This window comes from Clostridium niameyense, from assembly GCF_001243045.1.
In the GTDB taxonomy this organism is placed as follows: Bacteria; Bacillota; Clostridia; order Clostridiales; family Clostridiaceae; genus Clostridium_F; species Clostridium_F niameyense.
The window spans coordinates 2,025,890-2,051,963 of record NZ_LN849007.1 but is presented as its reverse complement, the minus strand read 5'-3'; the positions used below and the strand labels follow the sequence as shown (position 1 = coordinate 2,051,963).

Annotated in this window: 18 protein-coding genes, 3 tRNA genes and 3 rRNA genes; 19 read left to right on the top strand and 5 right to left on the bottom strand. The window is 30.2% G+C overall.

Annotation, left to right across the window (positions count from 1 at the left end; genetic code table 11):
• Positions 1-114 precede the first annotated feature (114 nt).
• On the top strand, positions 115-666 hold the full coding sequence (locus BN1711_RS10620; RefSeq protein ID WP_050608124.1) for a manganese efflux pump MntP: 552 nt from the start codon (positions 115-117) through the stop codon (positions 664-666).
• 66 nt (positions 667-732) lie between these two features.
• Positions 733-1,152, top strand: coding sequence for a Fur family transcriptional regulator (locus BN1711_RS10615; protein WP_050608123.1), 420 nt, complete (start codon positions 733-735; stop codon positions 1,150-1,152).
• A gap of 13 nt (positions 1,153-1,165) precedes the next feature.
• On the opposite strand, the gene BN1711_RS10610 is transcribed toward BN1711_RS10615, so the two are convergent.
• Positions 1,166-1,513, bottom strand: coding sequence for a hypothetical protein (locus BN1711_RS10610; RefSeq protein ID WP_050608122.1), 348 nt, complete (start codon positions 1,511-1,513; stop codon positions 1,166-1,168).
• Between the two features lie 128 nt (positions 1,514-1,641).
• Between BN1711_RS10610 and BN1711_RS10605 the strand changes: the two genes are divergently transcribed.
• Positions 1,642-2,703, top strand: a complete 1,062-nt coding sequence (locus BN1711_RS10605; protein WP_050608121.1) for an HD-GYP domain-containing protein — start codon at positions 1,642-1,644, stop codon at positions 2,701-2,703.
• A 27-nt stretch (positions 2,704-2,730) separates the two neighbouring features.
• Complete coding sequence (locus BN1711_RS10600; protein WP_050608120.1) at positions 2,731-3,741, top strand: rhomboid family intramembrane serine protease; 1,011 nt, start codon at positions 2,731-2,733, stop codon at positions 3,739-3,741.
• A gap of 131 nt (positions 3,742-3,872) precedes the next feature.
• Here BN1711_RS10600 and BN1711_RS10595 read toward each other — a convergent pair whose 3' ends face one another.
• A complete protein-coding gene (locus BN1711_RS10595) occupies positions 3,873-5,603 on the bottom strand; it encodes an ATP-dependent metallopeptidase FtsH/Yme1/Tma family protein (RefSeq protein ID WP_050608119.1) in 1,731 nt (576 codons plus the stop codon).
• A 208-nt stretch (positions 5,604-5,811) separates the two neighbouring features.
• On the opposite strand from BN1711_RS10595, the gene BN1711_RS10590 reads away from it, so the two are divergent.
• The 7 genes from BN1711_RS10590 to clpB all read left to right on the top strand — a co-directional run bounded on the left by BN1711_RS10590 (position 5,812) and on the right by clpB (position 14,435).
• Positions 5,812-6,819 carry a YkvA family protein gene (locus BN1711_RS10590; protein WP_050608118.1) on the top strand — a complete coding sequence of 336 codons (1,008 nt, stop codon included), beginning with the start codon at positions 5,812-5,814 and terminating at the stop codon, positions 6,817-6,819.
• On the top strand, positions 6,794-7,240 hold the full coding sequence (gene rnhA, locus BN1711_RS10585; protein ID WP_050608117.1) for a ribonuclease HI: 447 nt from the start codon (positions 6,794-6,796) through the stop codon (positions 7,238-7,240). Before BN1711_RS10590 ends, rnhA begins: the two co-directional genes overlap by 26 nt.
• 73 nt (positions 7,241-7,313) lie before the next feature.
• Complete coding sequence (locus BN1711_RS12325) at positions 7,314-7,490, top strand: YtxH domain-containing protein (protein ID WP_082174112.1); 177 nt, start codon at positions 7,314-7,316, stop codon at positions 7,488-7,490.
• A gap of 293 nt (positions 7,491-7,783) precedes the next feature.
• On the top strand, positions 7,784-9,088 hold the full coding sequence (locus BN1711_RS10580) for a helix-turn-helix transcriptional regulator (RefSeq protein ID WP_050608116.1): 1,305 nt from the start codon (positions 7,784-7,786) through the stop codon (positions 9,086-9,088).
• Positions 9,089-9,119: 31 nt separating this feature from the next.
• Complete coding sequence (locus tag BN1711_RS10575; RefSeq protein ID WP_050608115.1) at positions 9,120-10,373, top strand: helix-turn-helix transcriptional regulator; 1,254 nt, start codon at positions 9,120-9,122, stop codon at positions 10,371-10,373.
• A 172-nt stretch (positions 10,374-10,545) separates the two neighbouring features.
• Positions 10,546-11,649 carry a M24 family metallopeptidase gene (locus tag BN1711_RS10570; protein WP_050608114.1) on the top strand — a complete coding sequence of 368 codons (1,104 nt, stop codon included), beginning with the start codon at positions 10,546-10,548 and terminating at the stop codon, positions 11,647-11,649.
• 182 nt (positions 11,650-11,831) lie between these two features.
• Complete coding sequence (gene clpB / locus BN1711_RS10565; RefSeq protein ID WP_050608113.1) at positions 11,832-14,435, top strand: ATP-dependent chaperone ClpB; 2,604 nt, start codon at positions 11,832-11,834, stop codon at positions 14,433-14,435.
• 92 nt (positions 14,436-14,527) lie between these two features.
• Here the strand turns inward: clpB and BN1711_RS10560 are convergent, their stop codons facing one another.
• Together BN1711_RS10560 and BN1711_RS10555 are read right to left on the bottom strand one after the other, a co-directional pair.
• On the bottom strand, positions 14,528-15,256 hold the full coding sequence (locus tag BN1711_RS10560) for a type 1 glutamine amidotransferase (protein WP_050608112.1): 729 nt from the start codon (positions 15,254-15,256) through the stop codon (positions 14,528-14,530).
• Positions 15,257-15,277: 21 nt separating this feature from the next.
• Positions 15,278-16,639 carry a Mur ligase family protein gene (locus tag BN1711_RS10555; RefSeq protein ID WP_050608111.1) on the bottom strand — a complete coding sequence of 454 codons (1,362 nt, stop codon included), beginning with the start codon at positions 16,637-16,639 and terminating at the stop codon, positions 15,278-15,280.
• Between the two features lie 433 nt (positions 16,640-17,072).
• Between BN1711_RS10555 and BN1711_RS10550 the strand changes: the two genes are divergently transcribed.
• Positions 17,073-18,059, top strand: coding sequence for a type I phosphomannose isomerase catalytic subunit (locus BN1711_RS10550; protein ID WP_050608110.1), 987 nt, complete (start codon positions 17,073-17,075; stop codon positions 18,057-18,059).
• 170 nt (positions 18,060-18,229) lie between these two features.
• Here BN1711_RS10550 and BN1711_RS10545 read toward each other — a convergent pair whose 3' ends face one another.
• Positions 18,230-19,342, bottom strand: a complete 1,113-nt coding sequence (locus BN1711_RS10545) for a transglutaminase domain-containing protein (RefSeq protein WP_243128267.1) — start codon at positions 19,340-19,342, stop codon at positions 18,230-18,232.
• Between the two features lie 202 nt (positions 19,343-19,544).
• Here BN1711_RS10545 and BN1711_RS10540 point away from each other — a divergent pair, with 202 nt between their 5' ends.
• From BN1711_RS10540 to BN1711_RS10510, 7 genes are all read left to right on the top strand, one after another.
• Entirely contained in the window at positions 19,545-20,393 is an 849-nt protein-coding gene (locus BN1711_RS10540) for an undecaprenyl-diphosphate phosphatase (RefSeq protein ID WP_050608108.1), read from the top strand.
• 506 nt (positions 20,394-20,899) lie between these two features.
• A 16S ribosomal RNA gene (locus BN1711_RS10535) occupies positions 20,900-22,411 on the top strand.
• A gap of 169 nt (positions 22,412-22,580) precedes the next feature.
• A tRNA-Ala gene (locus tag BN1711_RS10530) sits at positions 22,581-22,656 on the top strand.
• Positions 22,657-22,662: 6 nt separating this feature from the next.
• Positions 22,663-22,739 (top strand) — tRNA-Ile (locus BN1711_RS10525).
• Positions 22,740-22,814: 75 nt separating this feature from the next.
• A 23S ribosomal RNA gene (locus BN1711_RS10520) occupies positions 22,815-25,716 on the top strand.
• A 111-nt stretch (positions 25,717-25,827) separates the two neighbouring features.
• Positions 25,828-25,944, top strand: a 5S ribosomal RNA gene (gene rrf / locus BN1711_RS10515).
• The 16S, 23S and 5S rRNA genes sit together here with 3 tRNA genes alongside, the layout of an rRNA operon.
• Positions 25,945-25,951: 7 nt before the next feature.
• A tRNA-Asn gene (locus tag BN1711_RS10510) sits at positions 25,952-26,026 on the top strand.
• Positions 26,027-26,074 lie beyond the last annotated feature (48 nt).

Below are 26,074 nucleotides of genomic sequence, written 5' to 3'. Positions count from 1 at the left end.
TTGGAAAACTATAGTATTAAGGAAAGGAGAAAATGTGTATAAAATCTATGCTGTGATATTTTAATAAAAATATTATTATGTATATGTTTTTACATATTTTAAATATGAGAAATTATGGGTATATACGATATATTTGTGATAGCATTAGCTCTTTCATTAGATGCTTTTGGTGTTATGCTATGTATAAGCATTAACGAAGAAATTAAACTTAAAAATAAATTATCTTTTGCAATTTCTTTTGCATTTTTTCAATTTTTATTTGCATTTATAGGGGGATATGGAGGATTTTTATTCACAAGATACATAATGTCTATGCCTAAAATAATTGGAGGCTTTATTATTTCATTAGTAGGAGTTTTAATGATTAAGGAGGGTTTTCAAAAAAAACAAGAGTGTATTTTTTGTAGAAAATCTATGTATTGCATTTTGGGAATTTCAGTTAGTATAGATGCTTTAGTAGTAGGCTTTACCACACTTAATTTCATAAATAATTTAATAATACTTATGCAAATGACTTTAATTATAGGTGTGGTTACGCTGTTTATGTGTGTTATAGGAATTACAATATCTAAATATATAAAAAAAATAGCTATTATTTCTGAGTATGCGGATTATATAGGAGGATTTATATTAATTTTATTTGGCATAAAAATGATACTTTTTTAGCAATAATATTAAAAAAATGTTGAGTTTTTGTTGTACTATATTGTATCATTATCGTAAGGTGATAATATGGAATTAAAAAAAATATTAAAACAAAATAATTTAAAAGCTACTAAAGCTAGAATGAGTATACTTGAGATATTAATAAATAAAAAACACTCTTTAGATGTAGAAGGCATTTATAGTGAACTTAGAAATGTAGGAGTAGATATTGATGTATCTACTATATATAGAACATTAGAAGTATTTAAGGAAAAAAATATAGTGGGAAAGTTCGATTTAGGTGAAGGAAAATATAATTATAAAATTAAAGAAGATAATCATAAGCATATTATAGAGTGTAAGTTATGTCATAAAGAAGTAGAGATTGATTGTCCTATGGTTCAAATTGAAGAATTAATAAATAAAAAAACTGGTTTTTCAAATGTAGATATATTTCACGAAAAAAAAGTAAAGGGTATATGTGAAGATTGTGCAAAAAAAAGATGAAAATAAAAAATAATTATTTTTTATTTTCATAATAAGATTTACTATCTGAATTAGTATTTTTATATACTTTCTTTACTTTCCAAGAACCTTTATTATTCTTGTCTAAAAATACATTATAGCACACTTTCTTATGAGGAGATTTTTTAGTAGTTCCATAAACCTTTACTACAGCCATATTTCCATCAGAAAATATTAAATTAAAATTATCTATATTGTACATTTTATGTTTATTAAATAAATTAGAAGTCATATATTTTTCAACGCTATAAGTTATATCTTTTTCTTTAGCGCTTTTATAAATATAATGTGTTGCACCAAATATAGATGTAATTAATAATAAAATAACAATTAGTTTTTTCAAAATCAACCTCCTATAAAATGGAAATTATACTATAATAATAACCAATTATTACTTAAAAGTAAACGGTTTTTTATTTAATATGGAGAATTTTATTAATTTAAAGATGAATTTATGAGGTGTTTATTGTAATGAGGCTTGAATTTATAAATAGAGTCAAACCAGGTGATGTGTTAGGTAGAAATATATTTTCGGAAAAAGGACAAGTTTTATTAAAATCAGGAATAAAACTTACACAAGGATATATAAATAAATTAAGAAATTTAGGTGTTTTATATGTATATGTAGAAGACGCAAGATTAGAAGATGTAGTGGTAGAAGATGAAAAACTTATGAAACTCAAACAAACTACTATGAAGTCCATGGCTAATATAACAAAAAATATTCATGATTTCAACGGAAAAAAGTTGAAGGATTCTTTTAATGAAGTAGAAGAAATGATAAATTATATAATAAATATGGGGGATGTAAATAAAAGTTTATATGATATAAAAACTTATGATAATTATACTTATGTACATAGTTTAGATACTTGCATTATGACTGCATTTTTAGGAATGTCTTCAGGATTAAATGAATTAGAATTAAAAGAAATTTCTATAGGAGCTATATTACATGATATAGGTAAAATTAAGATTCCAAATAATATTATAAATAAAAAAGGTAAATTAACAGATGAAGAATTTGAGGAAATAAAGAAACACCCCATATATGGGAGAGAAATGCTTGTAAAAAATTTAGCTATATCAAATAATATTATTAAAATAGTAGAGCAACATCATGAGAGAATAGATGGGAACGGATATCCATATGGACTTAAAGGAAGCCAAATTTGTAAAAATGCTAAGATAGTTTGTATTTGTGATGTTTATGATGCTGTAAGTAATGATAGATGTTATAGAAAAAAGTTTACACCAAATGATGCTTATGAGCTAATATTATCAGGTTCGGGAGTTATGTTTGATGAAGAATTAGTAAGAAATTTTAAGAATACTTTTGCTATATATCCTTTGGGATGTAGAGTTAAGTTATCTAATGGAGAAACAGGATATGTAATAAGACAAAATAGAGGATTACCTGATAGGCCAGTAGTACGAATTTTTTATGATAGTTTAAATAAAAGCAATAATTCTTATTATGAAATGGACTTATTAAATAATCCCAATATAGTAATAGAATGTGTAGCATTATAAATAACGGTGTTTTTATAGTTATACGAGGTGAGTAAAATAGAAAAATTTATTAAAAATTTTATAGAAAAGCTTATAAGGGTTAATGGGTACAATATATTAGAAATTGAATTATTTTCAGGAATTCAAGGTCAATGGGCTATTGCTAAAAGGTATGATAATCTGGATCAGATTATAATTTTTTCTCATAAGGATATTTTTGAAAAATTAAATTTTAATTATTTAGAAAATTATTTTAAGGAATTATTAAAAAATCAGAATGTCGTCTTAAATATAGTTTTATTAACAGATGTGGATAAAGTTGATGAAATTATGAATAACATAAATTATAAATATCTAGAAAATAAATCTATAATCATAAATTATAAATCTCATACTATACTTTATTCTGGAAGTGAGACTAATAAAACTACAGAAGACATAATAAGTACCCCACCAAAACAGAATCTAAGTTCCATATATAATAAAGAAAATAATAGTACAGTTATAACTTATTCCATAATTGTAGCTAATATAATAATGTATATATTAACAGCATTTTTATCTAGAAATATATTTGACAGTGATATAAGAGTATTAATTGTATTAGGAGCTAAGGTTAACTATTTAATATCAAAAGGTCAATATTATAGATTTATAACTTCCATGTTTCTTCATGGTGGATTAGTACATATAGGCTTAAATATGTATTCTTTATATTGTATTGGACCCTTAGTGGAATCTTATTTTGGAAAAATAAAATATTTGATTATTTATTTTGTATCGGGTATGTTAGCTTCTATTTTTAGTTATATCTTTTCACCAGCAATATCTATTGGAGCATCAGGAGCTATATTTGGTGTTTTAGGTGCAACACTAATAATAGCTTATAAAAATAAAGAAAATATAGGAAAAGGATTTTTTAAGAATATAGTTTCTGTTATAATAGCTAATTTAGTTTTAGGATTTTCTATTTCTAATATAGACAATTTTGCCCACATAGGTGGATTAATTGGAGGAATAATAATATCCTATATATTGAATAGAAATGTTAAAGTATAAAAGTAGATATAAATAAATTTAAAATAGGAAATTGTTAAGAGAGTAATTAAAAGGCATTTAAAACTTTTAAATGCCTTTTAATTACTAATTTCCTATTTTAAAATATAGAGCATATTAATTTTAAAAAGATTTTAACAAAAATCTTCTGTATATAAGGTTTCTTTTTCTATAAGTTTTTTAGCTAACTTATCCAGTACATGTTTGTTTTCTAAAAGTATTTGTTTAACTTCATTATATATAGAATCTATCAAATTTTTACATTCATTTAATATATTATTTTCATCTATATTTAACTTATTTGAAAGTTCAGCTAGATTCAATAAACCTAGGGTTTCACCCATTCCATATTGAGTTATCATAGTATAAGCAATAGATGTACTTCTTTGTAGATCATTGTGTGCCCCGGTAGTTATTTGATTTTTACCAAATATAATTTCTTCTGCAGCCCTACCACCTAAAAGAACCATTATTCTTTTTAAAAGATAGTCTTTACTTTGATATAAGCTATCTTCCGGTATACTTAGAGTATAACCACCAGCACCTTTAGTACTTGGTATAATAGTTACTTTTGATATTTTTTCGTTTGGTAGTACTTCTTTTGTTATAAGAGCATGTCCTATTTCATGATAAGCAGTTATTTTTTTATCTTTATTTTTAATATAGTCTCTATTTTGTTTTTCATAACCTGCCAATATTATTGAAAACGCCTTATCAACATGAATATCTTCTATTTTAGGACTATTTTCTTTACAAGCTAATATAGCAGCTTCGTTTGTTAAACTTTCAATTTTAGCTCCGGAAAAATATGCAGTTTTTTTAGCCCAATCTGTTACGTCAATATTTCCTATAGGTTTATTTTCTAAATGTAATTTTAGTATCTTCTCTCTTGCATGTATATCAGGTAAATTGATTTCTATATGCCTATCAAATCTACCAGGTCTTAAAAGAGCCTCGTCTAATACATCTAATCTATTAGTAGCTGCAATTACTACTATACCATCACTTTCATTAAAACCAGACATTTCAGTTAGAAGGGCATTTAATGTTTGATCTCTTTCTTCAGAGCCTCCCATTTTTTGAGAAGATCTTTTTTTACCAATTGCGTCTATTTCATCTATAAATATTACGGCTTTTCCGCCATTATTTTTAGCCTTCTTAAATAATTGTCTTATACGGCTAGCTCCAACCCCTACATATACTTGTATAAAATCTGATCCTGAAACTGCGTAAAAAGGTACTTTAGCTTCAGAAGCTACAGCTTTAGCTAGAAGGGTTTTACCAGTACCAGGCTCACCATATAATATAATTCCTTTAGGCATTCTAGCACCGTAAGAATTATATTTTTCTGGATTTTTTAAAAAATCTACTATATCTCGTACACTTTCTTTTGCTTCCTCATTTCCTGCAATACTTTCAAAGTTATATCCTGTTGATTTTACTTCTTCAGATTCTAAGGCATCTATAGAGGCAAAACTTTTACTTTTAAATTTAGTATTTTTTAGAGCAATAAATACTATTGAAATAAGGGAAGCAATTAAAGTTACTACAGGAATTAATTCTTTTAATGTCATAGGTGAGTTTTCTGATATGTTAATTCCTTGTTTTAAGAGATTTTCTTTAAAATTCAAAGAACGAGGATTATCTGTTTGATAAATTTCACCATTTTTTAGTTTAACTTCTATTTTGGAGGTATCTGTAATATAAACTTTAGATATTTTTTTATTATCAATATCTTTTAAAAAGTTATTATAGGATATATAGGTGTTTTTATTAGTATACAAGTTAATAGAAATCATAGCTATTATAGAAATTAAAGCTACAATTATAGGAAGTAGTATAATTTTATTTTTTATTTTACCCATTAAATTTCTCCTTTCTATAAGGAAAATTTATATAATTTACATGTCTTTTAAATTAAAAGTTTGTACAATTATACTATAATATTTTTAAAATATAGTCTAACGAAAATCATAAATTTTACTAAAGTAATTTATGGTTATATTATTGTTTTATGGATTCAAAGTTTAGTGTATACTTATGTATAAGGAAATTAGTAGGGGGAAAGGTAATATGAAGTTATCATCAGCAGAAGTTAAAATATCCTCAGAAGATATTTTGAGCATATTAAAGGATTTTGTAAAAGTTGAGGGGTTGGAATTTAAAGGTATAGTTATAGATGAGTTTATAACAGTTGAAGGTTTATATAAGAACGGAATGAATATATTATTTAAGGCTAAACTTGGACTAGGTAGTATAGTAGATAATATTTTAAATGTGAGAATATTTAAAGTAGAAGTATGTAACTTAAAAATACTTGGTGGTATTAAAAATTTAGCATTAAAGGTTTTACTCAAAAATTTTCAGGAATATGGAATTTATGTACATAAAGATAATATAAAAATAGATTTAGACACTTTATCAAAGAAAATACCTTATGTTTATTTTAAAATTAGAAAAATTAATGTGTTAAATGGGTTTATAGAAGCAACAGTGGATAATATTATTTATTCCCAAGATAATAAGGAAAAGATAAATAGTAAAGTCAAAACTAAAAAAAATTATAAATTGGGGTATAAAAAAGATAATTATTCAGAACTTAGAATAAGTTTTAAAAATAAATTACCTAAAAAATATAAAAAATTATTTGAGTATTCTATGATTGTTCCAGATATAACAGTACTTTTATATAGATTATTTAAAGATGATAGAATTAATACTAAAAATAAAGCTTTAGTCGCAGGAATTTTAACTTATATTGTTAGTCCTATAGATATAATACCGTCATTTATACCTTTTATAGGTAAAATTGATGATATTTCCATAATGTTCTTTGGACTTAATAAGATAATTACTGAAGTACCTGAGCAGGTAATAATAGATAATTGGGAAGGAAAAGATAATATAATTGTTTTAGTAAGAGATGCAGTAAAGTATATATCTAGCATAGTTGGAACAGAAAATATTAAAAAATTTATATATGCTATAGACAATATTTTTAAAGGCTTTGAACAAAAAAAAGCAAAGCAAAGTTTTCAGGAGGTGGCAGTTGTAAATGAAAAAAGTAACTATATACACTGATGGAGCTTGTAGAGGAAATGGTAAAGAAAATACCATAGGGGCTTATGGCATAGTTTTAATGTATGGAGATTGTAAAAAAGAAATAAAAAAGTCCTTCAAAAATACTACTAATAATATAATGGAACTATCTGCTGTAGTAGAAGCATTGTATATACTTAAGGAGCCTTGCAATGTAGAGTTATATAGTGATTCAGCTTATGTTATAAATGCTATAAATCAACATTGGCTGGAAAACTGGAAGAAGAATGGTTGGAAAACAGCTTCTAAACAGCCCGTAAAAAACAAAGAGCTGTGGGAAAAGTTAGATGACCTTTTACAAAAACATAAGGTGAAATTTATAAAAGTTAAAGGACACAGCGATAATAAATATAATAATAGATGTGATAAATTAGCAAATGAAGCTATGGATGAGATTATTTAAAAATTATGTTTAATAAAATAAAAAAATGCATATTCTATACTTAAATACTAAATTAATAAAAGAGGTGTAGAATATGCGTAGTAGATTTTTATCAGGTGTTACTGCAGGTGCAATTATAGGAGCAACTGCAAGTATGTTAATAGCTCCTAAATTAGATAGAGGAACTAGAAGAAAAGTTAGAAGAACGGGTAGAAATATGATGCATGCTGCAGGAGATATGTATGAAGGCATGAAGGGAATCCTAAGATAAATAAATAGTGGGATATTTAGCTTTAACTAAATATCCCACTATTTATTTTTTACTTAGTATATTGTAGTATTTTATTATTTTATAGTTGAAAATAGAATTAACCTTTAAAAGTAAAAGATCCTGTAATTAATTTAATTTAAATTTTATGTTAATTGAAAAGATGTGGTATAATATAATTGTTAAATATATGTATAATTAAACAAATTATAGATTTGATAATTAACATTAGATAAACTGTTTGGACCAAATTGACAAATGAATAAAACTATGTTAGATGAGGAAGGTATAGATAGATGGAAATACTATCTTTAGGAGAAAAAATAAAAAGAAGAAGAAAAGAATTGAATATGACACTAAAGGATTTAGCTGGAGATAGAATTACTCCTGGACAAATAAGTTTAGTAGAATCGGGAAAATCTAATCCTAGTATGGATCTTTTAGAATATTTAGCAGAATCATTAAATACTTCTATTGAATATCTTATGGAGTCAGAAGATACCCAAGCAGAAAAAATCTGTGAATATTATGAGAATATAATAGAGTCAAGCATATTAAATGATAATTTGAATTTAGCAGAAGAATATTTAGAAAGATCACTTCATTATGTAGAAAAATATGATTTAGAATATAGAAAAGCTAAAAATTTATATTTAAGAGGACTTATATATATGTATAAGGGAGAACTCCCTATAGCCCAACAATTTTTGCTATCTTCAAATGTAATTTTTATAAAAAATAATAACTTTGAAGAAATAGTAGATACTTTTGTTAATTTAGGTAAGATAACTATAAAATTAAAGGCTTATCATTCCTCATGTAGTTATTTTCAACAAGCTGAAAAAGTTTATAATGATAACGATATAGGGAATGACTATCTTTTAGCTGAAATATATTATTATATAGCCTATACTTATTTTAAACTAGATAATTTAAATAAGGCAATAGATTATTCTTATTTAGCCAATGAAAAATTTAAGCAATTAAATAATAAAAAAGAATATGCAAATACATTGTTATTATTAGCTCAAGAATACAGTAAAAAAGGTGATATAGATGCTGCTATAAGATATTCATCTAAAACTTTAAGTGTTTTTAAGGAAGTAGAAGATGTAAAATACACTGCTGAAATTGAGGATAGTTTAGGTAAGCTATTTTATGAATTTGATAATTTAGAAGAATCTTTTATACACTTTGATAGAGCCAAAGAAATTAGAAAAACAAATAAAGATCCTTTGATTATAAAAACTTTAATAAATATATGTGAAAATTATATAAAACAAAAAGATATAGATAATTGTAAAAATGTATTAGATGAAATTATAGTTAATTTGGAGACCGCTGATGAAAATGCTTTAGTAGATTATTATTTATTAAAGTATAGAGTAGAAATATTATCTGGAAATGTTAAAGAAGCAGAAAATACAATATGTAGAGCATTAAGTTTTGTTGAAAATATGGATGATAAAGAAAAGGTAGCAGAAATATCTATAATTATAGGTAAATTTTATATAGATAATGGAAAAGATAAAGAAGCGGCAAATTATTTGAATTATGGAGTAGAAATGTTTAAGGAAATAGGGATACTGAAGGATATGTAACTAGATTTATGTTTGGATGGGTGATAATTTTATGGAGATACTTTCTGTAGGACAGAAAATCAAAAGATCAAGAATATACAAAGGATTTACATTAAAAGAACTAAGTAATAATAAAATATCAGTGTCAAAATTAAGTTGTATTGAAAATGATAAAATCAAACCTGACGAGGATATTTTAGAGGAACTATCACAAAAACTAGAAATTGATGTTAAGTATCTAAAGTCTGGTGTTAAAGAACAGATAATTGAGAATATAGATAAATTAACAGAGAGTCCTAATAGAGAGGATTATGAAGAACAATTAGAGTATAATCTAAAATATGCGCAGGAATATGAATATTATTACATAGCATTTTATATAATACATTTATTATTTAATTATTACTTAGATAATAGTGAAATAGAAAAACTACAAATTATAATATCAAAATACTATGATTATTGGCTTAAATCTGGTGTAGAAGAAAATAAAGTTATATATTATATGGATATAGCTAAATTTTTTTATAATACAAATGAGTACATAGAAGCTGCTAGTTATTATAGCAACATTAGAAAAATTGCCTATAATAAGAAAGACTATATATTATTATCAGAAGTTACTTATGATGAAGCAGCTTGTTATATGAAAATAAATGATTTTTCTAAAGCTTACGACATAGCTATAAATCTTATAGAATTAATAGATTTCTTAGACAATAAAACAAAAAAAGCAGAGGTTTATAAAATATTAGCAATACTTTCTTTAAGGCTTGATAGAGAAAAATTTGAACACTATGAAGAAAGATCTTACCAATTATATGGTGATAGATGTATAGAAAAAGCAGAGGCTACTTTTAAATATGCTTCAGTTATGTTTGATATAGGGGAGAAGGACATAGCTGTAGAGTACATAAATAAATCTATTTCTTTATATCCAAAGTGTAATAGTAAAAGATTTATTTCTTTTATGTTGGATATTATTAGGATATTATTAGAAAATAATATTTTAGAAAAAGCTAATGAACTTACGGACGAAATTTTAGATTATTCTATAAAAATGAATGATTTAAGATTTATAGAAAAATCTTATTATTATAAGGCATTGATATTTGAAAAACAAGGAAACTTAAGTACTGCTGAAATGTATATGAATTTATCTTTGGATTCTATATTAAAATTTGGATCAAAGCAGGAAGTTTACAAAAGATATATGAAAGTAGGACAAATGTATCACAAAATGGGTCAAGTAGGGGAATCTATAAAGTACTTTAGTTTAGCAATTAAAATTTCTAAAAAATTATAAAACATGAATAATAAAAAACACTATTAATTTTATTAATTATAATAACGTAATAGTGTTTTATTTATAGATAATAATAATAAATTAACATATTTTTAAAAACTTAATCATACAATTAAAATTAGCCATATATTGCATTATAAAATAAAAGAGTATTTAAATAGGGGGAATTTAATTGTTTAAAGCACCATATATAGAGAACCTTTATAAGTCAATGAGGAAAGATAATCTTGACGCTATTATTATAGGTCCATCACAAGATCTTGAATATCTTTTAGATTTTTCACCAGTGAGAGATGAGAGATTTCAAGCTTTATTTTTATTGAAAGATGGAGGATATTTTTATGTTACTCCAGAATTAAATTATGAAGAAATTGCAAAGAAATTAGGTGAAGATGGAGAATATTATATATGGGGAGACGGAGAAGGTTTTGTACACAGCGTAATTCAAGGATTAAAAGATTTTAATTTGTTAGATAAAAATATAGGTATTAATTGTTCTATAAGAGCTATAGATATGCTTGATATATCAGAGAAATTTAATGGTAAGTTTTTTAATGCCCATAATCTTTTGGAGAATTTTAGAATAATAAAAACTGAAGAAGATATAGAAAAAATGAGAGTAGCTGCTAAGATGGCAGACGAAGTTATGGATCAATTAACTAAATTTATAGAACCTGGTATTACAGAAAAAGATATTAAGGATAAAATAAAGTATATATTTAATGAATTAGGGGCGGATGGACTTGCATTTGAGCCAGTAATTGCATCAGGTCCTAATAGCTCAATGCCTCACTATAGTGAAGATTCTAGAGTAATAGAGGAGAAAGATCTTATTATTCTTGATTTAGGATGTAAATATAAAGGATATTGTTCAGATACTTCACGAACTTTTTTTATAGGTGGTATTACAGATGAGGAAAAAGAAATTTATAAAATAGTTAAAAAATCACATTATGAGGCAGAAAAATTTGCTAAGGTTGGTGTTACTTGTGGAGAAGTTGATAAGGTTGCTAGACATATTATAAATGAAGCAGGTCATGGTGGACACTTTTTAAATAGAACTGGTCATGGTATAGGATATAGTGTTCATGAAGCGCCATATATAAGAGAAAATAATGATATGGTATTAAAACCAGGCATGGCCTTTAGCATAGAGCCCGGAATATATATACCAGGTGAATTTGGTATGAGAATAGAAGATATTGTAGTTATAGACAAAGATGGTAATCCAGAAATATTAAATAATTTTTCAAGAGACATAATTATTATAAAATAAATGATAGATTAAGAAATTTCGATTAAAATATAAAAATAGCTATGCAGATGAAGTTTAAATTAAACTTTTCGGTATAGTTATTTTTATTTAAAAGTGGTAAATTATTTAATAATAAATATTTTATTGATTTAAGGCAGATACTTTTATATAAGTATATATTTTTTAATACGAGGTGATAAATTATGGATATAGAGAAACTTACTTTAAAAGTACAGCAATCTATAAATGATGCACAAAAAATAGCTGTAAAGTATAATCATCAACAACTGGATGCTATACATTTATTTAAAGCTCTTATATCCCAAGATGAAGGCTTAATTCCTAATATATTTAGTAAAATGGGTATAGATACTAGAGTTTTAAATGATGAAACTAATAAAAAATTAGATAGTATGCCAAAGGTCTTAGGAGAAGGAGCACAAAGTGCTGGAGTATATCCAACAAGAAGATTTGAAGAAATATTTGTAAAGGCAGAAGAGGAAGCTAAAAGATTTAAAGATTCTTATATAAGTGTGGAACATGTAATGCTTGGAATTATGGATGTAGACAAAAAGGAAGTAGGTTCCATATTAAAGGAATTTAATATAACTAAGTCTGAATTTTTAAAAGTATTATCACAAGTTAGGGGAAATCAAAGGGTAGATACACAAGACCCAGAGGGAACTTATGAGGCTTTAGTAAAATATGGGCGAAATTTAGTGGAAGAAGCTAAAAAACATAAATTAGATCCTGTAATAGGAAGAGATGAAGAAATAAGAAGGGTTGTAAGAATATTATCTAGAAGAACAAAAAATAATCCTGTACTTATAGGAGAGCCTGGCGTAGGTAAAACTGCTATAATTGAGGGGTTGGCAGAAAGAATTGTAAGAGGAGATGTACCTGAAGGGTTAAAAGATAAAGTTGTATTTTCTTTAGATATGGGGGCTCTTATTGCTGGAGCAAAATTCAGAGGTGAATTTGAAGAGAGATTAAAAGCTGTTTTAAAGGAAGTGGAAGGTAGCAGTGGAAAAATAATATTATTTATAGATGAAATTCACACTATAGTAGGAGCAGGTAAAACAGAAGGATCAATGGATGCAGGAAATCTTATAAAACCAGCTCTTGCAAGAGGCGAACTTCATTGTATAGGTGCTACGACTTTTGATGAATATAGAAAATATATAGAAAAAGATAAGGCGCTAGAGAGAAGATTTCAACCGGTTATAGTAGATGAACCAACAGTTTCAGACACTATATCTATATTAAGAGGACTTAAAGAAAGATTTGAAATATATCATGGTATAAGAATTCATGATTCAGCTATTGTAGCTGCTGCAAAACTTTCTAATAGATATATTACAGATAGGTATCTTCCTGATAAGGCTATAGATTTAATAGATGAAGCTTGTGCAATGATAAGAACAGATATAGATAGTATGCCAGCTGAAATGGATTCTATTAAGAGAAAGATATTTCAGTTAGAAATTGAAAAGGAAGCTCTTTCAAAGGAAAAGGATAAATCATCTAAAGAAAGATTGACTGTTTTAGAAAAAGAATTAAGTGAATTAAAAGATAGAGATAAAGAAATGACCTCAAAATATGAAAAAGAAAAGGGTCAAATAACAGATGTAAGAAATTTAAAAGAAAAATTAGATAATATAAGAGGAGAAATGGAAAAGGCAGAAAGGGAATATGACTTAAATAAAGTAGCTCAATTAAAATACGGTGTTATTCCTGAATTAGAAAGACAAATAGAAGAAAAGGAAAAATCTATAAAACAAGGCAATAATGAAAATGCTATGTTAAAAGAAGAAGTTACAGAGCAAGAGATTTCTGAAATAATTTCTAAATGGACTGGAATACCAGTGTCAAAATTAGTTGAAAGTGAAAGACAAAAATTGTTAAAGCTAGATGAAGAATTAGCAACAAGAGTTATAGGTCAAAAAGAAGCTGTAAAGGCTGTTGCTAATGCAGTAATTAGAGCTAGAGCAGGTATGAAAGATCCTAAAAGACCAGTAGGTTCATTTATATTCTTAGGTCCTACTGGAGTTGGTAAGACAGAACTTGCTAAAACTTTAGCCAGAACATTATTTGATAGTGAAGAAAATATTATAAGAATTGATATGTCAGAATATATGGAGAAATATTCTGTATCAAGACTTATAGGTGCTCCTCCAGGATATGTAGGTTATGATGAAGGGGGTCAACTTACAGAAGCAGTAAGAAGAAAGCCGTATAGTGTTATATTATTTGATGAAATAGAAAAGGCTCATGAAGATGTATTTAATATATTCCTACAGATATTAGATGATGGAAGACTTACAGATAATAAAGGAAAAGTTATAGATTTTAAAAATACTATAATTATAATGACATCTAATTTAGGTAGCCATTATTTACTAGAAAATAAAAATAAAGAAGGTATAGATGAAGAAATAAGAGATAAGGTTGAAGATGAGTTAAAAGCTAGATTTAAGCCCGAATTTTTAAATAGATTAGATGATATAATACTATTTAAACCCCTAAATTTAGAGGAAATAGAAAGAATAATAGATATATTCTTAGATGATATAAGAAATAGAATTGAAGATAAACATATAAAACTTGAAATTACTGAAAAGGCAGAAGAACTTATGGCAAAAGAAGGTTATGATCCACTATATGGTGCAAGACCTTTAAAGAGATATATAGAAGATACTATAGAAACTGAATTAGCAAGAAAGATTATAAAAGGGGATGTATATGAAGGAACTACTGTTAAAGTAGATGTTTATGAAGATGAATTAACCTTTGATGTTTATAAGTAGAAGTAATATAAGGTAGAAATTTTTATTTATATTTTATAAGAAAAGAGTTTTCGTAAAATACTTTAAAAATATAATTTACGAAAACTCCTTTTTTAATTTTTATTTTCTCTAATCATAATAAACTCTTTGGCTTTAAGTTCTAAGGTATCATCAATAGGGTTTAGTTCTATTTTTGTATTATATTTTTTTTCTAGTGCTAAAGATAATAGCCTATCTGCAAGTTCTGGATTTTTAGATAGAAGGCATCCATGGAAATAAGTTCCAAATGTATTTTTATATATACAACCTTCTTTTTCATCTTTTCCGTTGTTTCCATAACCCACAACTACGTTTCCTAAAGGTTTTAGATCTCCTATGTAAGTTCTGCCGGAATGATTTTCAAATCCTACATAAGTTTCATTAAATTCTTCATTTTTTATAATAGTATTACCTATGAATCTAGTATTGCCTGATTCAGTTCTTATATTAAGTATGCCTAAGCCTTCAAGTTTTTTTCCTTCAGGTGTTGTATAGTATTTTCCAAGAAGTTGATAACCACCACATATAGCCAAAAGGACTTTACCACTCTCTATGTATTCTCTTAGAGCAGGTTTTTTATTTTCTATCATATCTTTTGAAACTATAGATTGTTCATAATCCTGTCCACCACCAAAAAGTGCTATGTCAAATTTGTCTGCGTTAAAGTCATCATCTAAAGATACATTAAAAATGTTTACTTTTATACCTCTTTGCTCTGCTCTATATTTTAATATAAGTATATTTCCCAAATCTCCATAAACATTTAATAGATCTGGATACAAATGACATATATTAAGTTCCATCTAATCACCTTCTTTTCATTATTACCAAAGTTTCTTTATATAGCCTTTGCTATTTAGAAATTTTCTAAAGTCAATCATAGCAGTATAAGTTGTAAGTACATATATAGTATCTTCATTAGAATTTTTTATTGAATTTAAAAGCTCATCATGATTTTTACAAATATCAAAATTCTCATAAGGCATACCAGCTATTTTTAGTCTTAAAGCTATATCATATAATCTTATACCAGATAACATGATTTTATTTATATTCATGGAATTGAATTTTTCAAATTTTACATCCCATATCCAAGATACATCTCTTCCATCCGCATAATTATCATTTAAAATTATGGCTAAATCAACTTTTCTTTTATCCAGAGTAATAGTATTTATAGCTTGATCACAGCCAGCAGGATTTTTAACTAAAATAATTTTTACTTCTTTGTTATCTATAAAAATGTTTTCTTGTCTTCCAAAGCTACTTTTTTGACTTTTTAAAGAATTATATATTATAGACTTATCTATTCCAATAGTTTTAGCTATGGAGTAAGCACATAACCCATTATAAATATTATATAAGCCAGATTGATTTATATAATATTCTTGTCCATTTATTACTACTAAAGATCCTTCAGGAGTTAAGTCCTCTACTTCATCTATACAATAAGTTAAGTGAGGTCTTTCATATCCGCAATTTTTACAATAATATTTTCCTAGATGGTTATAGGTTAGAAATTCATACTCATAAGGGCTCTTACACTTTTTACAGAATTTAGCGTCAGCGTTTAAATCTATTGTTTGTTTAGAGTATTTAAAGTCTTTAAAACCGTAATATAATATATTATTAGGAAGAAAACTTCCTAAATCACCTAATAAAGATTCATCTCCATTTAATACTAAAGTTGAATCTGGAGCTTTTTCTACTCCTTCTAATATTTTTCTCAAGGTAGTATAAACTTCACCATATCTATCTAATTGGTCTCTAAATAAGTTAGTTACAGTTATTATTTCTGGAGATATGTATTCTGTAATAAATTTCATATTGGCTTCATCGACTTCGATAACTGCATATTTTTCTCTTTTATCGTTGAAAGAGAAATTTTCTACAAAACAAGAAACTATTCCAGGAAACAAATTTGCACCTGTTCCATTAGAAATTACAGGTTTTTTAGTATCTTTAATCATATTATATATCATACTGGTAGTAGTAGTTTTTCCATTAGTACCAGTAACTAATATTACCTTATAATTTTTAGATACAACTTTTAATATATTTTTATCTAATTTTAAAGCTACCTTTCCAGGAAAATTGCTTCCTCTTTTAAATAGGGATCTAGATAACTTTAAAACCGCTTTTGAGATTATTATACTGAAAAAAGATTTTATATTAATTTTAGACACTCCCTTTAATCAAATTAAATATTAATTACCAATTAATTTAATAAAATTTATACTACAAATTATTATAATATACTTTTATACTTTTTTACATCAATATTAGTAAATACATGGCTAAATTTTATTTGTTTTTAATGAAAAGTTGGTGTTTAATATTAATATACATAATATTCTTACCCTTTATTGATATATTATTACATATAATGGAGATAAATCAAATATTAAGTATATAGGCGCTTTAAAAGTTTCTATAATAATAATTTAGAAATACCTATAAAGATTAACAACTAAAAAATATGTTGTTTTTACATAAAATTAAAAATTACAGATTTTAAATTTTAATGTGTATATTTATGTTAATTATAAAAGAAAAACCAGAATTTTAATTTAATATAATAAATATATATATAATGATATTAATCTTTAAGGAAGTAGTATGTATCCTTTAAAATTTGAAAGTATTTACCTAGAAAAAATATGGGGAGGAAGAGAATTAGAAAAATTTAGAGATGATATTCCAAAGGGGAATATAGGGGAAAGCTTAGACTTGTGCTGTTATAAAAATTCAATAAGTATTATAAAAAATGGTGAACTAAAGGGAAAAAAACTAAAAGAAGCTATTAAAAAGTACAAAGAAAAATTGCTAGGAACTCATATAATAGATGAATATAAAAGATTTCCTTTGATTTTAAAAATAATAACTGCTGAAGATAATTTATCTGTTCAACTTCATCCAGGAAGAAAAGATAAACTGGAAAAGGGAGAAAATAGCAAAGCAGAATTGTGGTATATTGTAGACGCCAAACCAAACGCATTTTTAGTCCTTGGTAGTAAAATTAAGGATAAAAAGTCTTTAAAACATATTTTAAAAAAAGGGGAATTAGAAAATTATTTAAATAAAGTAAAAGTAGCAAAGGGAGATATATTTTATGTAAATAGTGGTTTAATTCATGCTATAGGAAAAGGAATAACTTTAGTTGAAATACAGGAGAGTAGTGACACTACTTATAGATTATATGATTATAATAGAGGAAGAAAATTAGATATAGATAAGGCTTTAAAATGTATAGATTTAGATATAATTCCTGAAAGAAAAAAAGGGATAAGTATAAAATACAATGGTTATATAAAAACCTATTATTCTTTATCTCAAGAATTCTCAGTAGAACTTTATAAAATTAATAAATACTTAGAGGAAGAAAGTGATAAAGAAAGATTTTTTACATTTACTTGTGTAGAGGGAGAAGGAATACTTATATATGATGGTGGTAAAGAAAACATAGAGAAAGGAGAAACTATATTAATACCAGCGTTTCTCGGAAAATATAGAATTAAGGGTAAGTTGGAAATATTAAAATTTTATGTACCAGATATTAAAAAGGTAGAAAAACAAATTTTAGATACAATAAAAAATAGTAAATAAATTTGATAAATATATTTAGTTTAAAAGTATTATATAAAATAGTTAGAGTAAGAGAATTGATAAGATAAAAAAGTGGAAAGTTAGCAATCAGAGTTTCACATTGTATTAAGTGATTCTGATAATAACTTTCCATTTTAAATTTACTTATTGTTATTTATCTAATGAATATTTTATTTTTTATATTGAATCATTACTTCTCTTTCGATATTTTTTCCATCTTCAGAAAGCCTAATAGTATTTATTTCATTTTTTAAGTTTAATCTATAATATTTTTTTACTTTTATAAAATTAGCTCCATTTATACTAATATAGTATTCATCTAACATTACGCTATTTTTAAAGGCACCTATATAAAATTCTAGATTTTCATTATTATTTGAATTTTTCTTGGATAATATTAAGGTGCACTTTTTATCTTTATAATCGTTATTATAATCTTCTAAAGGAGATATACTAAATAAATCTTCTTTAGTTACAAAAATAGTAGGTGGTATATAACCCTTATTAGTTTTTATTTCTGGAATATTACCAGGAGGTATAAAGGTTATACTAGAATTACTTTTTATTGCATCGTTTATATTATTATCTATATTTATGGTATAACTATAAAAATATTTATTGTACTCTTTTATATATTTATTTTTATCCTTGATTCCTACTATGTTTAAAGAATTTAAATCATTCTTTAAAATTTCAATAGCACTTAAAGGGGTACTACCTTTAGCCATATAACAATTATTTACTACATCAAACATTACCCATTTTTTATATTTAGAACTCCATATTTCACAAACTTTAAAGGATGTATCATCCTTTTCATGTTGAGAATCTTTTATTTTATATTCTCCTATTCTTGAATAAATACCGAGAGATGCTACACTTTGAGTAAAAACTTCTGCATATTCCTTATCAGATCCAGTCTTGCCATTTTTTAGTTCTTCTAGTATTGATAATGCATCTTTATTACTACTAATGCTATTCTTTGAAAATTTAATTTTACCTTGTATCCAAGAGATAATTTCACTGGATTTTTCAAGTTCGTCTTTTTTTGAAGCAACTAATTCATCTAATTTATAAGTAGATTTTAATTGCTGACCGTTAGGAGTCTTGCCATCATCATAATAAAAATGTATATACTTATCTTCATAAAAATTATCCCACTTATTTATAAATATCCCTTTAGATTTGCGATTATTGCAAGATGAAAGAATTAAAGGAAATATTATTAACACTATAGGAATGATTAAAAATTTTAACTTAGTTTTGTCTTTAAAGTTATTCAAAGTATTTTCTCCTTTCATATGTTATAAATTTTCTTTAATGATTATCGTATGAAATAATAATTAATTAAAGAGAATCAATAATGATGTATATATATTTTTTTATTGTTGTGTAAGAATAAAAAAATAGTATAATAGAAGGTGATTTATTATAAATATAGTAATAAATATCCAAATAAAATTAGAGAGTGAGGAGTTAACTAAAATGCTGTTAATATTAAAATCTATAATAATAGGTATAGTAGAAGGTGTAACGGAATTTTTACCTGTGTCTTCAACAGGGCATATGATAATAGCAGGATCTCTTATAGGATTTAATGGTTCTGTATACGATAAAAGTTACATAGATATGTTTGAGATAGTTATTCAATTAGGAGCAATATTAGCTGTAGTTGTACTTTATTGGGACAAGATTATAAGTACGTTAAGAAACTTTTTGCCTAGTGACAGGGTTCCTGTAAAGAAATGCGGATTAAAGTTTTGGCTTATGATAGTAATCGCTTGTATACCTGCTATGGTAATAGGACTACCTTTTCATAATAAAATAGAAGAAAAATTATTTCATCCTTTGCCAGTGGCTATAGCATTACTTGTAGGAGCAATTTGGATGATATATGCTGAAAATAAATATAGAAATAATACTAGAAGTTCAAGTATAGATAGTATTAATGCTAGGCAAGCTGTAATTATAGGGTTATTCCAATGCTTAGCTTTATGGCCAGGAATGTCAAGATCAGCATCTACAATAATAGGTGCATGGATAGCGGGACTTTCTACAGTGGCAGCAGCAGAATTTTCTTTCTTTTTAGCCATACCTGTTATGGTAGGAGCTTCAGGAATATCTTTGATAAAACATAATGTTTTTAGTACATGCTCATCTATGCAACTAATAGCTTTAGCAGTAGGCTTTATTGTAGCTTTCTTAGTAGCACTTGTAGTTATAGATAAATTTATAAAGTTTTTAAAGAAAAAACCTATGAAAGTTTTTGCTGTATATAGAATATTTGTTAGTATAGTGTTATTTATATTAATAGCTCTTAAAATAATAAGTTAGCATTAGATTAAATTAAAAATCAATTAAATATAAACCTATATAAAATGAGAAATTGGTGTCAGGAGATTTAAATGTAATTTTAAGTAGTATCTGATAACTGATTTCTCACTTTTATTTTAAGAAATAAACTTATATTGTAATGTTTTTGTGAGATCCAATAAGAATTGATGTGAAATTCCATAGCTTGTACTAAATAACAGTGCCAAGTGTATCTTTATATGAAAATTTTAATAATAAGAAGAAAAAATAAGTATAAATAAAATAATTTCTTTAAATGATACGTATTTAATTAATAATAGAGTAAAAATATGATAGAATACTTTATGTCGTCGGCAAACGGCGAAAGAAACTTAGAGTTGACAACATAAAAAACATATGTTATCATAACTAAGCATTAGCAAATTGGTCTTTGAAAATTAAACAGAGAATAACAAGAAATTTTTCTTGTAACACAGCCAGTAACAAGGTATAAAACCTTGTCAATGATTTTGAGAAGATTAAACTTTTAAATTGAGAGTTTGATCCTGGCTCAGGACGAACGCTGGCGGCGTGCTTAACACATGCAAGTCGAGCGATGAAGCTTCCTTCGGGAAGTGGATTAGCGGCGGACGGGTGAGTAACACGTGGGCAACCTGCCTCAAAGTGGGGGATAGCCCTCCGAAAGGAGGATTAATACCGCATAACATGAGAGAATCGCATGATTTTTTCATCAAAGATTTATTGCTTTGAGATGGGCCCGCGGCGCATTAGCTAGTTGGTGAGGTAACAGCTCACCAAGGCAACGATGCGTAGCCGACCTGAGAGGGTGATCGGCCACATTGGAACTGAGATACGGTCCAGACTCCTACGGGAGGCAGCAGTGGGGAATATTGCGCAATGGGGGAAACCCTGACGCAGCAACGCCGCGTGAGTGATGAAGGTCTTCGGATTGTAAAGCTCTGTTTTCTGGGACGATAATGACGGTACCAGAGGAGGAAGCCACGGCTAACTACGTGCCAGCAGCCGCGGTAATACGTAGGTGGCGAGCGTTGTCCGGATTTACTGGGCGTAAAGAGTGCGTAGGCGGATGCTTAAGTGAGATGTGAAATACCCGGGCTTAACTTGGGGGCTGCATTTCAAACTGGGCATCTAGAGTACAGGAGAGGAAAGCGGAATTCCTAGTGTAGCGGTGAAATGCGTAGATATTAGGAAGAACACCAGTGGCGAAGGCGGCTTTCTGGACTGTAACTGACGCTGAGGCACGAAAGCGTGGGTAGCAAACAGGATTAGATACCCTGGTAGTCCACGCCGTAAACGATGGATACTAGGTGTAGGAGGTATCAACTCCTTCTGTGCCGCAGTTAACACATTAAGTATCCCGCCTGGGGAGTACGGTCGCAAGATTAAAACTCAAAGGAATTGACGGGGGCCCGCACAAGCAGCGGAGCATGTGGTTTAATTCGAAGCAACGCGAAGAACCTTACCTGGACTTGACATCCCCTGAATAACCTAGAGATAGGCGAAGCCCTTCGGGGCAGGGAGACAGGTGGTGCATGGTTGTCGTCAGCTCGTGTCGTGAGATGTTAGGTTAAGTCCTGCAACGAGCGCAACCCCTTTTATTAGTTGCTACCATTAAGTTGAGCACTCTAATGAGACTGCCCGGGTAACCGGGAGGAAGGTGGGGATGACGTCAAATCATCATGCCCCTTATGTCCAGGGCTACACACGTGCTACAATGGTAGGTACAAAAAGATGCAATATCGTGAGGTGGAGCAAAACTTTTAAAACCTATCTCAGTTCGGATTGTAGGCTGCAACTCGCCTACATGAAGCTGGAGTTGCTAGTAATCGCAAATCAGAATGTTGCGGTGAATACGTTCCCGGGCCTTGTACACACCGCCCGTCACACCATGAGAGCTGGTAACACCCGAAGTCCGTGAGGTAACCGTAAGGAGCCAGCGGCCGAAGGTGGGATTAGTGATTGGGGTGAAGTCGTAACAAGGTAGCCGTAGGAGAACCTGCGGCTGGATCACCTCCTTTCTAAGGAGTATAAGAAAGAGTAACATCTTTCTTAAGGCTGAATTCTCTGTTTAATTTTGAGGGACCAAGTGTCTTTCTAATAACTTTTAAAGGTAATATATAAGCGGAGTTAATAGTAAGTTTGTTTAAAACTATCAACTCTAAATTGTAGATTATCTTAACGCAATATGGGGGTATAGCTCAGTTGGGAGAGCACCTGCCTTGCAAGCAGGGGGTCAGGAGTTCGAATCTCCTTATCTCCACCAAATTGTGGGCTTATAGCTCAGCTGGTTAGAGCGCACGCCTGATAAGCGTGAGGTCGATGGTTCGAGTCCATTTAAGCCCACCAATGTTCTTTGAAAATTGCACAGTATATATAGTAAAGCCAAAGGTAAAATTACCTTTGTAGAACAAATAGATTTTAGGTCAAGCTACAAAGGGCGCATGGTGAATGCCTTGGCACTAGGAGCCGATGAAGGACGTGATAAGCTGCGATAAGCTTCGGGTAGCCGCAAATAGGCTGAGATCCGAAGATTTCCGAATGAGGAAACTCACATGGGTAACCCCATGTATCATATACTCAATACATAGGTATATGAGGGTAAACCCGGGGAACTGAAACATCTAAGTACCCGGAGGAAGAGAAAGAAAAATCGATTTCCTAAGTAGCGGCGAGCGAAAGGGAAAGAGCCCAAACCAGAAACTTGTTTCTGGGGTTGCGGATAGATCATAAACAAGTTTAGTTTTAACCGAAGAAAGCTGGAACGCTTTACCACAGAAGGTAATAGTCCTGTAGGTGAAAAGACGACACTTTAAGATCTACTCCAGAGTACCATAAGACACGTGAAACCTTGTGGGAAGCTGGGAGGACCACCTCCCAAGGCTAAATACTACCTAGTGACCGATAGTGAAGCAGTACCGTGAGGGAAAGGTGAAAAGAACCCCGGAAGGGGAGTGAAATAGAACCTGAAACCGTGTGCCTACAACCGATCGTAGCACGTTAATGTGTGACGATGTGCTTTTTGTAGAACGAGCCAGCGAGTTACGTTATGTAGCAAGGTTAAGTACTTAAGGTATGAAGCCGAAGGGAAACCGAGTCTGAATAGGGCGCTAAGTTGCATGATGTAGACCCGAAACCGGGTGACCTATCCATGGCCAGGATGAAGCGAAAGTAAAATTTCGTGGAGGTCCGAACCACGTTGGTGTTGAAAAACCATGGGATGAGCTGTGGATAGCGGAGAAATTCCAATCGAACTCGGAGATAGCTGGTTCTCCTCGAAATAGCTTTAGGGCTAGCGTCGTGTAATTGAGTAATGGAGGTAGAGCACTGAATGGGCTAGGGGCTGACAACAGTTACCGAACCCTATCAAACTCCGAATGCCATATACTTGTATCACGGCAGTCAGACTACGAATGATAAGATCCGTGGTCAAAAGGGAAACAGCCCAGACCATCAGCTAAGGTCCCAAAGTGTAAGTTAAGTGGAAAAGGATGTGGGATTTCTAAGACAACTAGGATGTTGGCTTAGAAGCAGCCACTCATTTAAAGAGTGCGTAATAGCTCACTAGTCAAGAGATCCTGCGCCGAAGATGTCCGGGGCTCAAACTTACCACCGAAGCTATGGATGTGTACTTCGTACACGTGGTAGAGGAGCTTTCTGTATGGGTTGAAGTCATACCGTAAGGAGTGGTGGACTGTACAGAAGTGAGAATGCTGGCATAAGTAGCGAGAAATAAGTGAGAATCTTATTGGTCGAAAACCTAAGGTTTCCTGAGGAAGGTTCGTCCGCTCAGGGTTAGTCGGGACCTAAGCCGAGGCCGAAAGGCGTAGGTGATGGACAATCGGTTGATATTCCGATACCACCCATTTGCGTTTGAGAAATGGGGTGACGCAGTAGGATAAGATGTGCGCACTATTGGATGTGCGTCTAAGCACTTAGACGTGCTTGATAGGCAAATCCGTCAAGCTTAGTTGAGGTGTTATGGGGAGCTAATTTTAGCGAAGTATCTGATTCCACACTGCCAAGAAAAGCCTCTATCGAGTAAATTGGTGCCCGTACCGCAAACCGACACAGGTAGGTGAGGAGAGAATCCTAAGACCATCGGAAGAATTGCTGTTAAGGAACTAGGCAAATTAACCCCGTAACTTCGGGAGAAGGGGTGCCTACGAAAGTAGGCCGCAGTGAATAGGCCCAAGCAACTGTTTAGCAAAAACACAGGTCTCTGCTAAAGCGAAAGCTGATGTATAGGGGCTGACGCCTGCCCGGTGCTGGAAGGTTAAGGGGAATACTTAGCGTAAGCGAAGGTATGAACTTAAGCCCCAGTAAACGGCGGCCGTAACTATAACGGTCCTAAGGTAGCGAAATTCCTTGTCGGGTAAGTTCCGACCCGCACGAATGGCGTAATGATTTGGGCACTGTCTCAACAGCAAATCCGGCGAAATTGTAGTGCAAGTGAAGATGCTTGCTACCCGCGATTGGACGGAAAGACCCCGTAGAGCTTTACTGTAGCTTAGCATTGAGTTTCGGTATTGTCTGTACAGGATAGGTGGGAGACTTAGAAGCTTGGGCGTCAGCCTAAGTGGAGTCAACCTTGGGATACCACCCTGACAGTACTGGAATTCTAACCGGCGGCCATGAATCTGGTCACGGGACATTGTTAGGTGGACAGTTTGACTGGGGCGGTCGCCTCCTAAAAAGTAACGGAGGCGCCCAAAAGTTCCCTCAGCGCGGTCGGAAATCGCGCGTAGAGTGCAAAGGCAGAAGGGAGCTTGACTGCGACACATACAGGTGGAGCAGGGACGAAAGTCGGGCTTAGTGATCCGGTGGTACCTCGTGGGAGGGCCATCGCTCAACGGATAAAAGCTACCTCGGGGATAACAGGCTGATCTCCCCCAAGAGTCCACATCGACGGGGAGGTTTGGCACCTCGATGTCGGCTCGTCGCATCCTGGGGCTGAAGTAGGTCCCAAGGGTTGGGCTGTTCGCCCATTAAAGCGGCACGCGAGCTGGGTTCAGAACGTCGTGAGACAGTTCGGTCCCTATCCGTCGCGGGCGTAGGAAATTTGAAAGGAGCTGTCCTTAGTACGAGAGGACCGGGATGGACCGATCTCTGGTGTACCAGTTGTCACGCCAGTGGCATGGCTGGGTAGCTATATCGGGACGGGATAAACGCTGAAAGCATCTAAGCGTGAAGCCCACCTTAAGATTAGATTTCCCATGACATAAGTCAGTAAGACCCCTAGAAGAACACTAGGTAGATAGGTTAGAGGTGTAAGCGTGGTAACATGTTTAGCTGACTAATACTAATAGGTCGAGGGCTTGACCAAAATATACTGTGCAATTTTGAGAGAACATGATTCTTTCAAAAAGGAAACTCATTTAGCTAAAGCTAAGGAGTACTGATTCAAAACGAAATCAAAGATTTTTGTAAATCAGCATCTGGTGATTATGGCTTGAAGGTAACACCCGTTTCCATGCCGAACACGAAGGTTAAGCTTCAAAGCGCCGATGGTACTGCAGGGGAGGCCCTGTGGAAGAGTAGGTCGTTGCCAGATAAAATGTTCCGCAGTAGCTCAATGGTGGAGCACTCGGCTGTTAACCGATAGGTTGAAGGTTCGAATCCTTTCTGCGGAGCCATTTTTATCAAATATTAGAAGTATTAGGTTTTGGTTTTAACTAAAACCT

What these genes read in the sequence shown, in the direction of transcription:
- BN1711_RS10620 (WP_050608124.1), top strand. Translation starts at nt 115, where the DNA reads ATGGGTATATACGATATATTTGTGATAGCATTAGCTCTTTCATTAGAT.
- BN1711_RS10615 (WP_050608123.1), top strand. Translation starts at nt 733, where the DNA reads ATGGAATTAAAAAAAATATTAAAACAAAATAATTTAAAAGCTACTAAA.
- BN1711_RS10605 (WP_050608121.1), top strand. Translation starts at nt 1,642, where the DNA reads ATGAGGCTTGAATTTATAAATAGAGTCAAACCAGGTGATGTGTTAGGT.
- BN1711_RS10595 (WP_050608119.1), bottom strand. Translation starts at nt 5,603, where the DNA reads ATGGGTAAAATAAAAAATAAAATTATACTACTTCCTATAATTGTAGCT.
- BN1711_RS10590 (WP_050608118.1), top strand. Translation starts at nt 5,812, where the DNA reads ATGAAGTTATCATCAGCAGAAGTTAAAATATCCTCAGAAGATATTTTG.
- rnhA (WP_050608117.1), top strand. Translation starts at nt 6,794, where the DNA reads ATGAAAAAAGTAACTATATACACTGATGGAGCTTGTAGAGGAAATGGT.
- BN1711_RS12325 (WP_082174112.1), top strand. Translation starts at nt 7,314, where the DNA reads ATGCGTAGTAGATTTTTATCAGGTGTTACTGCAGGTGCAATTATAGGA.
- BN1711_RS10580 (WP_050608116.1), top strand. Translation starts at nt 7,784, where the DNA reads ATGGAAATACTATCTTTAGGAGAAAAAATAAAAAGAAGAAGAAAAGAA.
- BN1711_RS10575 (WP_050608115.1), top strand. Translation starts at nt 9,120, where the DNA reads ATGGAGATACTTTCTGTAGGACAGAAAATCAAAAGATCAAGAATATAC.
- clpB (WP_050608113.1), top strand. Translation starts at nt 11,832, where the DNA reads ATGGATATAGAGAAACTTACTTTAAAAGTACAGCAATCTATAAATGAT.
- BN1711_RS10560 (WP_050608112.1), bottom strand. Translation starts at nt 15,256, where the DNA reads ATGGAACTTAATATATGTCATTTGTATCCAGATCTATTAAATGTTTAT.
- BN1711_RS10550 (WP_050608110.1), top strand. Translation starts at nt 17,073, where the DNA reads ATGTATCCTTTAAAATTTGAAAGTATTTACCTAGAAAAAATATGGGGA.
- BN1711_RS10540 (WP_050608108.1), top strand. Translation starts at nt 19,545, where the DNA reads ATGCTGTTAATATTAAAATCTATAATAATAGGTATAGTAGAAGGTGTA.